This is a genomic window from Clostridium sp. TW13, assembly GCF_024345225.1.
GTDB lineage: Bacteria > Bacillota > Clostridia > Clostridiales > Clostridiaceae > Inconstantimicrobium > Inconstantimicrobium mannanitabidum.
On record NZ_BROD01000001.1, the window covers coordinates 39,334 to 55,157 of the forward strand.

Consider the following 15,824-nt stretch of genomic DNA (forward strand, 5'->3'; position numbering starts at 1 on the left):
TAAAATTCCTATGGTAGCTTCAGAAGCATTAGCCAGTTATATTTTTAACGATCTGTAAAAATATTAATTAACTTAAAAGATGGCTATAATACCATTATACAGCCATCTTTTTTCACTAAATAACGAATATTCAATTTATAAATTGAATATTCGTTATTTATTTCTTTTTATTCAAAAAGAAGGAACATGCTGTTGATAATAATAATAGAATACTTGGAATTATACTTCCTCCAATTATATATAGATACATATGTGCTGTATCAGCATTAAACTTAACAGATGGATCATTAATAATTTGTCTTAGGTACAATATCCCATAGAGTGCTAATAATAAACTAAAAGTCAATTGGATTAAATATTTTATGGCGATTTTTCTTTTATTATTTAATAATATAATTATGAATATATATATTATTAACAATATGCTAGTTCTATTATTGGTAATATCAAAAACTGGAACACCAGCTGCAAACAAAAACAGATTTAATATACCTACTATAATGCAAACTATTACAGACCATACTTTACATATTTTTCTTAATAAATTATCAATTATTATTTTCATACTTCTCCCCCCAATGATTTATTGTATTAATTACTAATTTACCATATAAAAGTTCTTTTTCAAAGAATATAGAAGTTAACTTATAGTATTATTAATCATTCTAGTGTTAATTAAGAAATTTTATTGAACGGACATGATGAAGCAGCAAAATTTGTTTACAGAAGAAATATAAAAAAATAAGTACTGTCTATTAGATATTTTTACAGCTAACAAGACAGTACTTATTTTTATTTTATAAATCAGAGAGTACTGCTAATGATTAGGTGTAAATTACCAATCTTCTGAAATGAATATTATCATATTTCTTTGTTTGCTAATAGCAGCAGTACTTAAATGACCATGATTCCAATCATTTGAGTGATATGGTTTGCTGTCAAATAAATATATTGTAAAATCTTCAGGGAGAACATCATAACCTACCATACCAAATGTGCCTAGAATTATTCCGTTATTTTCAGTTTGGCTGTTGCTCCATTTTCCTATCCATTTGGCTTTCTTTGAAAATTCATTGCTATAATTATTAATTGAAGGTGAATCAGTTTCAAATTTTAAGTTAAAATCTTCACCACCTTGTAAGAATGCAGGGGAATACTTAAACACAACATTTTTTGCATTTCTAGGAATTTTATTAGGAAAGTATTTTATTAATTCTTTATTGGGATAGCCAGTGACTTTTAAAACTCTTTCATATTTACTTGTATCAGTAATTAAATCTGTTGATTCAATGATAGCAATATAAATAAACATAAATAAAGAGCCAATCCCTAAAATAAAAATTAAACAAATGGTTATTGTAGATGAAACACCAAAATTCAATTTTCCTATTGTAGTAAAAAATGTTATTATCCCAAAGCAAATAAATGGGATGGCAAATATTAACCCTTTAAAATAATGTGGTTCAATTGATTTTGCAGTCATTAGCCAATATACACCTATAAATGCTACAAAAGAAAGTATTGTTATTATTGCTGGAAAAGGTGCTTTTTTAAAAATGAAAAGTATTTTTCCCATATTCATTAATCCCCTTTTAATAAAACTGTTTTTGTAAAATAAATCGCATTGATTCATATTTGTGTATATTATACCATATTTTCTCGTTTTAATAATTGCAAGGTACTTTATAAAAGCGTATAAATTTTATCATATAAAAAATAATTAATAAGACAGTCTTATTTTTAATAAACCTAGTCTTTTAGCGTTTCTTGATATCATGATATCAAGAAATAGAGATATTTTATTATCTTCATAATTTGCTGGCAAAGTTAGTTAGGTAATGACTGAGTAGAACTAAACTATCATAGAACAATAATAGTGAAGAAACAAGATGCCTATATTAACTTTTTAAATCAATACTATAATGATGCTTTAAAATATTATAATTATAGAATGTCTAATGATGACTTCTCTGGGTGATATAAATAGAAGTTAGATTCATATTTGTATGCTGCAGAGGAAGCAGTAAAGAATGGTATAATAGTTAAAGGTTCTAATGCGTATAAGATGTATCTTGCAGATGCATATTTTACTACATATAGTGAGGGTGACATTACGAGAGACAATTATCTATATGGAATAGAACATATAAACTTCCATAGTGTTATATAAAAAATAAGTACTGCCTATTAGCAAAGTTTTTACAGCTAATAAGACAGTACTATTTTTTATTTTATACCATGTATTTTTCCTTTAAGGGCTTTTAAACGTCCTCTTACATAGTTCATTAGTTCTTCTCTATTGTCCTTAATCTCCATAGGAGCATTAGAAACTATAGTTATTAAGTCTATTTTGCTCATTTTAAATTCTGGAGAAATATCATAAGCTAAAAATTTGTTTTTCTTTTTCCAATAAGTTACGTTAAATTTATCTGCCTGTCTTTTATTATAATATCCTTTTTCAACACCAAATTGGAATAGGTCAGCAGCTGATTCTAATTCTTCTAAGTCCTCTGCTTCTAATGTTTCATCTATTAAAGATTGAAAAGATTTCATATATTAGCACCCCTTCTGCGTTAGATAATAATATTTTAAACTATATCATAGTTTATATACCATTACTGCAAGTTATAAACTTTATATAAGACATCTGAAAATAGACTAGCACATAAATTTATTTATTTTTTTGAAGATGTCTAAATTGTTTATAACAATGTAATCATACATATGACATAATAACATATTAAGAGTAAAAGAAAAATATTTCAAGAAAAATATTTCATATTTTAATGATTTTGAGTTATCATATTATAAGAATATCAAAAATATGGAATGGAGGATGTAGTGTTATGGATGAAAAAAATGATAATTTTTATACCAAAGGTGAAGAAATAGCTAATGCAATTACTCATGGTGTTGGTACGGCCCTTGCAATAGCTGCTTTAGTAATTTTAATAATAGCTTCAACTATGAGAGGAACAGCTTGGCACGTTGTTAGTTTTATTATATACGGTGTAACACAATTTATTCTTTATTTAGAATCCACCTTGTATCATAGCATTACTAATAAGAAAGCAAAGCGTGTTTTTAGAAAATTTGATCATATGTCTATTTTTATTCTTATTGCAGGAACGTATACTCCTTTTTGTTTAACTATATTAAGAGGTGCGATAGGTTGGACAATATTTGGAATCGTTTGGGCTTGTGCTGTAGTAGGTATAATAATAAAGTCTTTTAAGACAGGAAAATATGAGAAGTTATCTGTAGCACTATATATAGCTATGGGATGGATAATAATTATAGCTATATTACCCTTATATAGACAAATGACTTGGTGGGGGTTAACTACTCTTGTTTTAGGGGGAGTTGCTTATACAGCAGGTACTTATGTATTTTCTCGTGATGATTTAAACTATAATCATGGAGTTTGGCATCTATTTGTACTTGCAGGAAGTGCATTACATTTTGTAGCAGTTATGAGTTTATTATATATTTAGAGTAGGCACACAATTTGGTACTTATCATATATTAATATATAAATAATTTGCTGGAGTGAGTAACCTTGCTTTATGCACTAGTTTTGGCTGGAGGTAAAGGATCAAGATTATATCCTTTATCAAGATCTAATAATCCTAAACAATTCTTAAAGGTAGTCAATGACAAGAGTTTCCTAGTAAATACTGTGGAAAGGGTGGCTCCAATTGTAGATAAGGATAATGTATATGTAGTTACCAATGAAACCTATAGACAAAAGGTAAAAGAGGAATTAAATGATATAAAAGAAGAAAATATATTTACTGAACCTGAGAATAAAGAGACTGCTTTGTAGATGATATTGGTCCTTTGTAGGTAATGAAAGTGTGGCTCTTAAATATTATAACAATGATGTAAAGTGTATTAGTATTAATACAGTATAAATAACTCTTACCAACATGCCAATAAACATGTATTATATTGTGAGTGTAAAACTTGATATGCTCGCTTTGTGATAGACAGTTAAAATAATAAAACTGTTTATCACAAAGTGAGCATATTTTTTTATGTTAAGAGGAAAGCGGATTATTGAAATCAAAAGATGCTTCTAATATTTTAAAGAAGAGTCAAGGTGATACGTGAAAGATAGATAAAGTGATAGAACTTGTGCAAGTCTATAATGTGTAATTTTATCAATATGAAAAAACTGAATAAATTTAAAAAAATAGCATTAATAATTATAGTAATGAGTTAATTAAATTATAGGAGGAATCAATTATGATAAAAATACTGACCTTATGTAGAGACGAATCACTGAAACAGTTGGGTAGAATTCCTGAAAATGAGGAGTTTGAGTTTATTAATAACATAGATAATTCGATATCCTTACCTGCTATAACAAATTGGAGAAATGCCATTCTTATCTTTTGGGATGATGAAACTGAAAAGAGTAAAGAAAAGCAAGACCTTTCTAAATATCTGAATATGACAGATACAGCAGTTCAAGTATTTCCTAAAAAAATAGTTGCTTCAAGAGAGAACAAAAGATTTTTATTAAATATAGATAGGATATTGTATTTTTATTGTGATGGGAAAAACATAAAAATAGTGATAGATGATGAGTCTACGTATTATGTAGATCAATCTCTTAACTTTTGGGAAAAAAGGCTTTCAAAAGAGAATTTCTTTAGATGTCAAAAGGGATACTTAGTAAATATAGAAAAAGTGATAGAGATAGTTCCTTACTTTAATTCTACATTAGCGTTAAAGTTCAAGGCGCATAAAAACATTGTGCCTGTAGGAAGGAAATTTGTAAAACATTTAAAATACGCAATAGGTTGGTAATATGTATTTCAACCTCATATTTTTGAAGTACGCACACCGTTTTTGGCATTTTATCCTTAAAGAAATATATTCTTTAAATATGTACGTATACTGTTTATATAGTTATCTAGATAGCCATAATGCAAATTAATATATTAAAATATGAGGAGTGTTAAAGAATGCCAGAAATAATAGTGAAGGATGAGAACTCTGTGGAAATAAATGGTAAAACATATAACTTGACCACTATACCGAACTATACTGACATACTAGTCCAGGAAGAGGTCAAGACTGTATTAAATCAGCTAAGCCTTAAAGATATTACGGATAATTTATATATTACTGTAGAATTGTTTTATGTTGCGTATAATGGTGTTGCAGGTGCAAGAGGTGGAACAATACAAGCAGAAATAGCATCAATACAAAGTAAATTAGCAATGCTTTGCAATGAGTGTGTAAAGACAATGACTAGTTTTAAAGTAGAAACCCAAAATATACTTATGGAACTGGTTGACACATATAAATGGCTCACAAAGGGCAAAGAAAATTTAGCGTTGATGAAACTATCACATTGTTCAGAATCATCATTAAATATGTCAGCAGCAGCCAACAGTTTGGCTGAAGGCTTTAAAGAGTTACAAATTAGATCTACAAAGGCAAGATCCAACACAATTGAGGAGGAAGCTAGCGAGCGAGATAAAAAACTAGCAGCTGAGAAAGCTGAGAGAGAATTAGTAGCTAAGCAAGCAGCAGAACAACAAAATCAACAAGAGTTGTTGGAACAAATTGCTGATATGCAAAGTAAGTATAATGAATCAAAAGAAAGGGAAGAAAAAGAATCAACTAAGGCGCTTATTTTGGGCATTACATCAGCTATAACTACTTCAATAGGTGCAGGGTTAGGTGCATTTGTTGCTGCCCAGAATCCTGTTTCCCAATTGACAAATGTAACATCTAATGTACAAGTAGCAGAAGCGCAGAAGAATGCCACTGATAAAAAAGCACAAGCAGATAAAGCGCAACAAGATCTATTAGCTGCTAATGATAAAAAAGTAATAAAACAAAATTTAGTAGATAAATTGACAAAAGAAATTGAGGAAATAAATAAGAAAATCACAGAGAGTGAGCAAAATCCAGATAATCTTTCAAAGTTAAAAGAAGAAAAAGATGCAAAAAGCAACGAGTTGGATGAAGCTAAAAAAGAATTAACAAAAATAAGTGGTGAAATTGAAGGTTTGGAGAAAACTTCTAAGGATGCAACAGCTTATTATGCAGCAGCAGCTACTGTATTACAAGAGTTGGCTAAAAGTACTGGACAAATGACGCAGGCAGCAGCAAATGCAGAAGAGTCTATACATGAAGAAAAAATGCGTTTTCTTAATCAAAAGTTAGAATTAGAGAAACAAAAAAGACAGTCCTTGGTTGCTTTAGCGGAATATGCAGAAAGCGTTAAAAATCTAAAAGTTGAAGAAAGTATGACATCAGTGTCAGTAAACTCTTTACATGCAGCTGTTGAAGCCGTAGGAAAAATTATTGCGACACTTACTGATGCAAGTTTATTTTGGGATCAGATGTCAAGTTATTGTAAAAGAATGTCAAAACAAGGTTTTCAGCAACAAATAACTGATTTAACTGATCCTAAATCTGGTTTAAGTCCTGAAGAAAGAATAGTGGAATATAGAGCAAATGATTTTATGAGATCATTTTTAACTTATATGTGCCAATGGGTGGCTATAAACGGATTATCTGGTGAGTATTTAATAACTGCTAGTGAAGCGCAGAAAAAAGCAGTTGAATATTTAAAACAATCTCCAACAATAGAAGAAGCGTTAAGAAAGGCTCCTGAATTAGCTAAGAATATGGAAGTGATGATTGGTAAGAGTCTAAATGAATCTGGACAGATTATTGCAGATTTAGAACAGCAGAAATCTATTATTACAGAAAAAAGTAATTAAAAGGAGAAAAAATGAGTTCAATTGGAAAAAACAATTTTAGTATTGTAATGAATGCACTAGAAAAATCAGTTGATCAATTAAAAAGTGAAAAGAAAGAAGAAGCAATAAACACAGTTTTAGGTATTTCTCAGGAAATTCAACTTTTAAGTACTAGTTCGGAAAAAATGGAAGTTGCAAATAAAAAAGAACAAGCAAAGCTTACAGAAACTCTTGCTGATATGATTAAAAGTGAAGCTACTATTAGAGATAGTTATTTAGGAACACAAAAAAGTATTGACACTTTGAATGTAGATATCAGCAAAAAGAGCACTGAAAGAACTGAACTTATAAAGCATGTTAATTCGGTTCAAAGAGAATTAGAAGAGGACGAGAGAAGCCTTCGAGAGCATCAAAAAAAGTTAGATGAACTTAATGATTCTTCTGCATGGAGTATAATTAGGTCTATTTGTTCATTAGGGCTAGATAGAGCAATTATGGGAATCCAAAGCTTAATTAATGATGATACTGGTCGTATAAGATCATTAAAGGATCAAATTTCTAAATTCAGACAAGAATTAGAGAATAATGCTCAAGGAATTCAAACAGCGGACTCTCTTCTAAAAAGTTTATATGAACAGAAAAATTTATATGAGGTTCAAATTGCTGAATTAAAATCAAGAGAATATACTCTGCAACAATATGAAAAAACATGCAGGCAAAACCTTGCTTTTATAACAGATATAGCTTTGTTTTATGGTAAATTATCAATTATGTTGGAACAAATACGTCATAGAATAGATGATGTTATTGATATTGTAAGTCTGTTGAATGATAGCACACCAACAATAGTAGATTTTGATAGCTCTGGAGGAACTCTAATTTCACTTAATGAAGCCTTAGTGAAATTTGATAAAATCTTAGAAACTGTTGATTTAGATTCTATAGCATAAATTTTATAAGTTGGATATTAATTCTTAATAAAAAAGTAGAAAGAGGTGTAAATATGAGAGATGATTCTATAGCATTTATACAAGCGCCGGGAGCGTTTATTATTGCAAATCCTATTGTATTAAATTTTATAGCTGATAATTTACTTGGCGTTGGTATACCTGCGAATAATAACTTACGTAGAATGTTTACTTTGTCAACAAATACGGACGCCGGTATTCCAGGCGATGATGATTTTCCAGAATTACGTATGCAACCAGCAGGTGCTCCACCTGTTGTTGCTCAGCCAGGAGGTGGAGTTTTAGGAACAATTGATGCGTTCTATTGTAGAGCTGGCAATGGTGGGATGGCATTTAATGCCTTGCCTTTTTGCGACATTGCTATTGCACCTGGTCCTTTAGATGCTCATTTTTTATTTACCACAGGTATGAATGGATGCTCGCTTGTGGTTGCATCAGCTGTACCAATTGGTGCTGCGCCGTTAGCTCATGGTGCTTGGAGAGTGATGCATGATCATGATCATAGGTCAATTGCCCAATGGCAAGCTGCAGGATATACAATTCGTTTTGCTGCTTATGCTGACTTAGCTGACGCTGGCGTTGGACCATTTCTCCCAGTCAATGTTGTTAGCTATAACCCTAATAATTATCCATGGAACTATATGGATTCTGTTCGTATTGTTACAAATTTTTTGCACTGGACAGGTGTAAATTGGAATTTTAATAGCCGACATTATCACGCAGCAGGAAAGCATATTATAAATGTTGATTCACCTCCTGGCGTAATACCAGCTGTTGCAAGTACTCAAACTTTAGCAATTTAGATATAAAAAGCCTCTAAGATATTTTAAATCATAGAAGTTTTTCATGCTTATAATTTATTGTATACATAATAAAATAAGTTATGGTAAAATTAAATAAGACAGAATATTGTGATTTTTCTGTGATTATAAAGAATTGCATAAAAAATTGAATTTTAGGAGGCAGAATTATGGATAAGAGTGAAGTAGTATGCAACTGCATGAACGTTACTGTACAAGATTTAGAGGATGCTGTAAAGAATGGAGCAAAATCATTTGAAGAAGTTCAAGAAGCTACTCAAGTTAGTACTGGTTGTGGTGGATGCGAAGAACATGCAAGAGAAATAGTTAATCAACTATTAGGCAAGTAATTAAAAAAGTGTATCAGAGACATGAGTCTTTGATACACTTTTTTGGTATGAAAGTTATATTGTATAGGTTCTAATTTATGTGATTGAAACTTTATAAGTATACTATATTGTCTATTTTATAAAACATTAATTTAAATTATATAGAAAAGCTTTATTTAAAGGATATATTATGAATTTATACTTCTATATTTACTTGGAGAATAACAAGAGTATTTCTTAAATAATTTGCTAAAGTAATATGCATCCTTATATCCTACAGACTGAGCAACAGCCTTTATAGGAAGCTCTGTAGAGGCCAACAAATCTTTTGCCTTTTCTAATCTAAGATTTATTAAATAATTTATTGGAGATTCACCAGTCTTATCTTTAAATATCTTGGAGATGTAAACTGAACTTAGGTACATATTTTTTGCTATATTATCAAGTGATATGTTGTCCATATAATTTTCATCAAAATATTTTAATATAATCTCCACAATGTTGGATTTATCGTAAAAAGAAAATTCGCAGCGATTAATTTTCTTTTTATTTTGTACATAATTTGTTTCTTTTAAAAAGAGAGCAATCAATTTCATTATAAGGCTTTTTAAAATAAGCTCATGTCCTACTTCACAGGCAGTTTGTTCTTCAATTATTTCCAAACAGCATTTATGAAAATCTTCTCTAAATTGCTTAAATTCAAGAGGCCCTTCAAAATGTTCGCTTATAACTGTATTGATTGGAAGGCCTTCTATTTGAAGGTTTCTGAAACCAATATGAAGTTCTGTTGCTGTTTCCCCCACGTTTAATGACTCTTTGTGATATACATTGGGGTTAAAAGGTAGAAGAGTTTTTTCCTTAATCTTATAATATTTATCATTTATTCTATATGTCACAGATCCAGACACAACATAACTAAACTCAATAAAGTCATGGCAATGATATGTTGTATTAATGTAATCTTTATTATCAACCTTAAATGCAAATAGTATTTCAGGATTAAATTTATCAATAGAAATTCCAACGTTACACACTAAACATCACACCCCTTTTATATATAAGAATATACATCATATGTTTAGAAAAGTACATTTCTATTTAAATGTTTTTATTAGATAATTAAAATTGTTAAAAACAACAGCAGCATTTTAAGGAGGTTATAGGGATGGATAGAATTAGATGGATTTTTAGCTATATAAATAAGTATAAGTTCAAGTTTACTTTTGCAATGATAATAGTATTGGTTTGTTCTGCAATATCTATGATAAATCCATACTTAAGTGGAAAATTAGTTGATGAAGTAATACTTCATGGTAAGAAGAATTTATTAATCTCTATTTTGGCAATGATGATAGGGATAACACTAGTTAAATCAATAGTTAGATATACTTATCAGATGTTGTTTGAGAGAATATCTCAAGATGTAATATTTGAAATAAGAAGAGAAATGTATGATAAACTTCAGGAGCTTGATTTAGATTATTACAATAGAACTAGAACTGGAGACATAATGGCTAGAATGACTGGTGATATGGATGCAGTTAGACATTTTGTTTCTTGGGTTATGTACAATATATTAGAAAATGCTACTGCATTTATTTGTGCTGTACTAACAATGGCAGTTATTAATATTAAACTTACCTTACTTATGTTATTAGTAACTCCTTTTGTAGGATTAAGTGCATATATGATGGCTAAAAGCTCAAATCCAGTGTTTTATAAAATTAGAGAAAAGTTTTCAAGATTAAATACAGTGGTTCAAGAGAATATTAGTGGAAATAGAGTTGTAAAGGCATTTGCCAAGGAAGACTATGAAAAGGTTAAGTTTGAAAATGAAAATCAAGGATATATGGAAACTAATATGGAGTTAGCTAATGTTACTAAGACATATTTACCAATATTAAATGCCCTTGCAAATATGTTTACCATAGTTATGGTTTTGGTTGGTGGAATCCTAATTATAAATAATGAGCTGACAATGGGTGAGTTAGTAACATTTAATGGACTTATTTGGGCGATAAACAATCCAATGAATATGGTTGGATTCCTTATAAATGATGTTCAAAGATTCTTAGCATCATCAAGAAAAATAAAAATTTTAATTAGTGAAGAAACTAAAATAAAGAACCCTGAGGATGGAATTAAGCCAGAAAGAATAAAGGGCAGCGTTGAATTTAAAAATGTAAACTTTGAGTATGGCTATGAACCTGTCTTAAAGGATATTAATTTCAAGGTAGAACAGGGACAGACTGTAGCTATATTTGGACAAACAGGCGCAGGAAAATCTACAATAATCAATCTTATTGAAAGGTTTTATGATGTAACTTCAGGTGAGGTGCTAATTGATGGAATAAACATTAAGAAGTATGACCTTGAAGCTTTAAGAAGAAGCATATCAATATCAATGCAGGATGTATTTTTATTCTCAAATACTATAGAAGAGAACATTAGTTATGGTCTTCCTAAGATGGATGAAGATAAGGTGAGTTGGGCTGCTGAAATGGCAGATGCCAGTGACTTTATCCAAAGATTATCTGACTCCTATGAAACTGTAGTGGGTGAAAGAGGAGTAGGTCTTTCAGGAGGTCAAAAGCAAAGAATAACCTTAGCAAGATCTATAATAAAAGATCCATCTATATTAATTTTAGATGATACTACTTCAAGTTTAGATGTGGAAACAGAGGCTATGATTCAACAAAACTTAAATAGAGTCTATAAAGACACAACTTGCTTTATAATTGCTCATAGAATTTCATCAATAAAGGATGCAGATTTAATTTTAGTTTTAGATGATGGAAGAATAGTTGAAAGTGGAACACATAATGAATTGCTTAAGAAAAAAGGACATTACTATGAAGTGTATCAGGCACAATATGGTAGCTATCTGTCAGAGGAAGAAGAGCAACGTGAGGAGGTGCAATAAATGGCAAGAAATAAATATGATGTAGATGAAGATTTAGAGATTGAATTTAGTTGGGAGTACACAAAAAGATTACTAGCTTATGTTAAGCCATATAAGAAAGAAATGATTATTACTCTTATTATTATGATCATAGCTAGTATAGCCAGCTTATTAAGCCCATACTTAGTTAAGATTGCAATGGATACAAGCATACCTAATAAGGATATAAAAGGATTAATAGGAGTATGTGCTCTGATCTTACTTACTATAGTTATAGGTGCTGCTTGCATGGTGTATAAGATTAAAACCATGACATATGTTGGACAAAGTGTAATTAAAAATATAAGAACAGATATATTTAATCATCTTCAAAGATTACCTTTTTCCTATTATGATGATAAACCACATGGAAAGATCTTAGTAAGAGTAGTTAACTACGTAAACTCATTAAGTGATTTACTATCAAACGGATTGATTAATTTAGTTACGGATTTACTTAGTATTTTTGTAATAATAGGTTTTATGCTTGCTATAAATGTTAAGTTGACTATAGTGTGTATGCTTGGTTTACCATTTCTTATTTTGGTGGTAGGTTTGCTTAAAAAGGTGCAAAGAAGAACAACTCAAATCTTTAGTAATAAGCAATCAAACTTAAATGCTTATATTCAAGAAAGCATCAGTGGTATGAAGGTTACTCAAGCTTTTACAAGAGAGAAGACCAATGCAGAGAAGTTTAGAAAAGTAAGTGATGAAAATAGAAGTACTTGGATGACAGCAGTAAGATATCAAATGCTGCTTTGGCCAGCTATTGATAATATATCAGTAATAACAATTTCTTTTGTATATCTAATAGGCGTAAGTTCTATAGGAAATGGTATAACCATAGGAACACTTATAGCATTTGTGGGTTACATCTGGAGATTCTGGAATCCTATAGTTAATATTTCAAACTTCTATAACACTTTGATAATGGCTATGGCATATCTTGAAAGAATTTTTGAAACTTTAGATGAACCAGTGGATATAGATAACTTGCCTGGTGCATATAAGATGCCAAACATAAATGGTCATGTAGAATTTAAAGATATAGTATTTAAGTATGATGACGATGGAAGAGAAATCTTAAAGAAGGTGTCTTTTGAAGTAAAGCCAGGAGAAAATATAGCCTTAGTTGGACCAACAGGAGCTGGAAAGACTACAATTATAAATTTATTAAGCAGATTTTATGATGTCTACTCTGGAGAAGTACTAGTGGATGGTAATAATGTTAGAAATGTAACCTTGGATTCTCTAAGAAAGCAAATGGGTGTAATGTTACAGGATACCTTCATATTCTCAGGAACAATAATGGACAATATAAGATATGGAAAATTAGATGCTACAGATGAAGAGATAATAAGAGCTGCAAAGGCAGTAAAAGCTCATGATTTCATTGTAACTTTGAAGGATGGATATTATACAGAGGTTAATGAAAGAGGAAGCAGACTTTCAGTTGGACAAAGACAGCTTATTTCTTTTGCAAGAGCTCTTTTAGCTGATCCTAAGATTCTCATTTTAGATGAAGCAACTTCAAGTATAGACACTAAGACAGAGGAAGCTTTACAAATAGGGCTTGATAGATTGTTAAAGGGCAGAACTTCCTTTGTAATTGCTCATAGATTATCAACTATTAAGAATGCAACAAGAATAATGGTTATAAATAATGGGCAAATTGTAGAACAAGGAAATCATGATGAACTAATGGAACTAAAAGGAGAGTATTATGAGCTTTATAGCTCTCAATATGATATGATAAAAGCAATATAAAGCATCTTCAAAAAATAATTAAGATCGCGTATTTGGACTTGTTATTTATTTTCAGACGTTTAATTAAGGAGTGGATTATTTATGATATATAACAGATGTGGAAACAGTGGACTTAAGTTACCTGCAATTTCTCTAGGACTTTGGCATAATTTTGGTGCAGGTGATGTTTATGCTAATAGTGAAGCTATATTAAAGAGAGCTTATGAACTTGGAATTACGCACTTTGATGTGGCAAACAATTATGGAAGACCATATGATGGTTCAGCAGAAGAGACTCTTGGAAAAATACTAAAAAAGAATTTTAGTTCAAATGATAGAGATAGAATGGTTATAGCGACAAAAGCAGGGTTTGACATGTGGGGTGGCGGTCCTTATGAATTTGGAGGCTCAAAAAAATATTTAATCTCCAGCTTAGATCAAAGCTTAAAGCGTTTAGGACTCGACTATGTAGATATATTCTATCATCATGTTCCAGATTCAGAAACACCATTAGAAGAAACTATGGCTGCTCTTGATTTGATTGTTAGACAAGGAAAAGCTTTATATGTAGGTATTTCAAATTACAATTCAGAGCAAACAAAGAAGGCTTCTGAGATTTTGAAGAAGTTAGGAACACCTTGTCTTATAAACCAAGTCAGCTATTCAATGTTTGATAGACATATTGAAGAAGATAATCTTTTTGAAACTCATAAGGAAGAAGGAATTGGTACCATAGCCTTTGTGCCATTGGCTCAAGGATTACTTACAGATAAGTACATTCATGGAATACCTGAGGATTCAAGAATAGGAAGAAATAGCTTATATCTTCATGATAATGATGTAACAGAAGAAAAAGTAAATAAGATTATTAAGCTAAATGAAATAGCAAAAGAAAGAGGCCAAAGTCTTGCCCAAATGGCACTAGCTTGGACATTAAGAGGAGATTTAACTTCAACTTTAATAGGAGCAAGTAAGGTTAAACAAGTTGAAGATAATGTAAAGGCAATAGAAAATCTAAGTTTCTCTCAAGAAGAATTAGATATGATAGACACAATATTGAGATAGAAAAATAAGGCATCTGAAAATAGATTAGCATATAAACCTATGTATTTTCATATGTCTAAATATGTAGAGGCATATTATATGGAGAGTTTAACTAAGAATTATAAAGATGAAGAAACTCTAAATAAATTAGTTCAAAAAGCATTTAAAGATGTATACATTGACAAAGTTACAGAATTAACAGAAGGATATTTTAATGTAGCTTATTTAATAGCTTTATCTAATGGAAACGAGGTAATATTAAAGATTGCGCCACCAAGTTCAGCCAAAGTAATGCGTTATGAAAAAAACATAATGAAAGCAGAAGTGGAGGTTATGAGATTAGTCAGAAAAAATACTAAGGTACCAGTTCCAGAAATTTTGTTCTACGATGATACTCATAGTATATGTGATTCTGATTATTTCTTTATGACTAAGCTTGATGGAAGTAGTTATTCTTCAATTAAAGATTCATTAACTGAAGATGAGAGGAAAGTTATTGAGTTTAAGTTAGGTCAGTATAATAGAAAAATAAACGAGATTACCAATGATAGATTTGGGTATTTTGCACAAGAAGGTAAGCAGAATACGAATTGGTCAGAAACCTTTTATAATTTTGTATCTGATTTGATTAATGATTCTATTGATATTGGTACTGAACTTCCTATGGAGTCCAATAACATTTTGAGTATAGTTAAATCTAACTTATATATTTGTGATGATGTGTTACAGCCTAAATTGGTACATTGGGACTTATGGGATGGAAATGTATTTGTCGATAATGGTGAAATAGTAGGTATAATTGATTTTGAAAGAGCCATCTGGGGAGATCCATTGATGGAGTATTACTTTAGCAATTTGGCTTTTAGTGCAGAATTTAATTCTGGATATAATCCTATAAAGCTAGATGATAAGGCTAAGACGAGAAGAATTCTATACAACATCTATTTGTTTTTGGTTATGACTATAGAATGTGATTATAGGCATAATGAAAGTGGACAAAGAGAATGGGCAAAGGATATGCTAAAGCAAGAATTAGATAAATTATTATAAGATAGATGTAGGATATTATTTGAGCTTATATAGAAAATGAACTTGAATGAGGTTGCAATTGCAGCCTCATTTTTGCTTATGAATTTTAATTTACTAACTTAGTGAGTGCAAGAAAAACCAGATGTTTGGAAAAGATAAGCTCTTTGCAAATTGCAACAAGTAACAAAGCATTTTTATATTTTATAAGGAATATAGTATAACAACAATAATATTGATAG

The 15,824-nt window shown here is 30.2% G+C and carries 15 protein-coding genes and 1 pseudogene; 12 read left to right on the forward strand and 4 right to left on the reverse strand.

The window, feature by feature from the left end; translation table 11 throughout:
• Positions 1-157: 157 nt before the first annotated feature.
• Together OCU47_RS00235 and OCU47_RS00240 are read right to left on the reverse strand one after the other, a co-directional pair.
• Positions 158-565, reverse strand: a complete 408-nt coding sequence (locus OCU47_RS00235) for a hypothetical protein (protein WP_261826618.1) — start codon at positions 563-565, stop codon at positions 158-160.
• A gap of 270 nt (positions 566-835) precedes the next feature.
• Positions 836-1,576 (reverse strand): hypothetical protein, encoded by a 741-nt coding sequence (locus OCU47_RS00240; RefSeq protein ID WP_261826619.1) that lies wholly within the window; start codon positions 1,574-1,576, stop codon positions 836-838.
• A gap of 426 nt (positions 1,577-2,002) precedes the next feature.
• Here OCU47_RS00240 and OCU47_RS00245 point away from each other — a divergent pair, with 426 nt between their 5' ends.
• Positions 2,003-2,170, forward strand: coding sequence for a hypothetical protein (locus tag OCU47_RS00245; RefSeq protein WP_261826620.1), 168 nt, complete (start codon positions 2,003-2,005; stop codon positions 2,168-2,170).
• Between the two features lie 56 nt (positions 2,171-2,226).
• Here the strand turns inward: OCU47_RS00245 and OCU47_RS00250 are convergent, their stop codons facing one another.
• Entirely contained in the window at positions 2,227-2,553 is a 327-nt protein-coding gene (locus OCU47_RS00250; protein ID WP_261826621.1) for a hypothetical protein, read from the reverse strand.
• A 293-nt stretch (positions 2,554-2,846) separates the two neighbouring features.
• On the opposite strand from OCU47_RS00250, the gene trhA reads away from it, so the two are divergent.
• From trhA to OCU47_RS00285, 7 genes and pseudogenes are all read left to right on the forward strand, one after another.
• Entirely contained in the window at positions 2,847-3,494 is a 648-nt protein-coding gene (trhA, locus tag OCU47_RS00255; protein ID WP_261826622.1) for a PAQR family membrane homeostasis protein TrhA, read from the forward strand.
• A 65-nt stretch (positions 3,495-3,559) separates the two neighbouring features.
• Positions 3,560-3,820 (forward strand): annotated as a pseudogene (locus tag OCU47_RS00260) (sugar phosphate nucleotidyltransferase); the annotation flags it as partial.
• Positions 3,821-4,248: 428 nt separating this feature from the next.
• Positions 4,249-4,815: a LytTR family DNA-binding domain-containing protein gene (locus tag OCU47_RS00265; RefSeq protein WP_261826623.1), complete on the forward strand. Its 567-nt coding sequence runs from the start codon at positions 4,249-4,251 to the stop codon at positions 4,813-4,815.
• A 158-nt stretch (positions 4,816-4,973) separates the two neighbouring features.
• Complete coding sequence (locus tag OCU47_RS00270) at positions 4,974-6,749, forward strand: hypothetical protein (RefSeq protein ID WP_261826624.1); 1,776 nt, start codon at positions 4,974-4,976, stop codon at positions 6,747-6,749.
• A gap of 11 nt (positions 6,750-6,760) precedes the next feature.
• The gene (locus OCU47_RS00275) at positions 6,761-7,678 is read left to right on the forward strand and encodes a coiled-coil domain-containing protein (protein WP_261826625.1); all 918 of its coding nucleotides are present in this window, start codon (positions 6,761-6,763) and stop codon (positions 7,676-7,678) included.
• Between the two features lie 248 nt (positions 7,679-7,926).
• Positions 7,927-8,499: a hypothetical protein gene (locus OCU47_RS00280; protein ID WP_261826626.1), complete on the forward strand. Its 573-nt coding sequence runs from the start codon at positions 7,927-7,929 to the stop codon at positions 8,497-8,499.
• Between the two features lie 167 nt (positions 8,500-8,666).
• Entirely contained in the window at positions 8,667-8,846 is a 180-nt protein-coding gene (locus OCU47_RS00285; RefSeq protein ID WP_261826627.1) for a (2Fe-2S)-binding protein, read from the forward strand.
• Positions 8,847-9,013: 167 nt separating this feature from the next.
• Here the strand turns inward: OCU47_RS00285 and OCU47_RS00290 are convergent, their stop codons facing one another.
• Positions 9,014-9,859, reverse strand: a complete 846-nt coding sequence (locus OCU47_RS00290) for an AraC family transcriptional regulator (protein WP_261826628.1) — start codon at positions 9,857-9,859, stop codon at positions 9,014-9,016.
• A gap of 131 nt (positions 9,860-9,990) precedes the next feature.
• On the opposite strand from OCU47_RS00290, the gene OCU47_RS00295 reads away from it, so the two are divergent.
• The 4 genes from OCU47_RS00295 to OCU47_RS00310 all read left to right on the forward strand — a co-directional run bounded on the left by OCU47_RS00295 (position 9,991) and on the right by OCU47_RS00310 (position 15,606).
• The gene (locus tag OCU47_RS00295) at positions 9,991-11,748 is read left to right on the forward strand and encodes an ABC transporter ATP-binding protein (protein ID WP_261826629.1); all 1,758 of its coding nucleotides are present in this window, start codon (positions 9,991-9,993) and stop codon (positions 11,746-11,748) included.
• Positions 11,749-13,533 (forward strand): ABC transporter ATP-binding protein, encoded by a 1,785-nt coding sequence (locus OCU47_RS00300; protein ID WP_261826630.1) that lies wholly within the window; start codon positions 11,749-11,751, stop codon positions 13,531-13,533. It abuts the gene before it with no gap.
• A gap of 81 nt (positions 13,534-13,614) precedes the next feature.
• Positions 13,615-14,577 carry an aldo/keto reductase gene (locus OCU47_RS00305; RefSeq protein WP_261826631.1) on the forward strand — a complete coding sequence of 321 codons (963 nt, stop codon included), beginning with the start codon at positions 13,615-13,617 and terminating at the stop codon, positions 14,575-14,577.
• 78 nt (positions 14,578-14,655) lie between these two features.
• Positions 14,656-15,606, forward strand: a complete 951-nt coding sequence (locus OCU47_RS00310) for an aminoglycoside phosphotransferase family protein (RefSeq protein ID WP_261826632.1) — start codon at positions 14,656-14,658, stop codon at positions 15,604-15,606.
• Positions 15,607-15,824 lie beyond the last annotated feature (218 nt).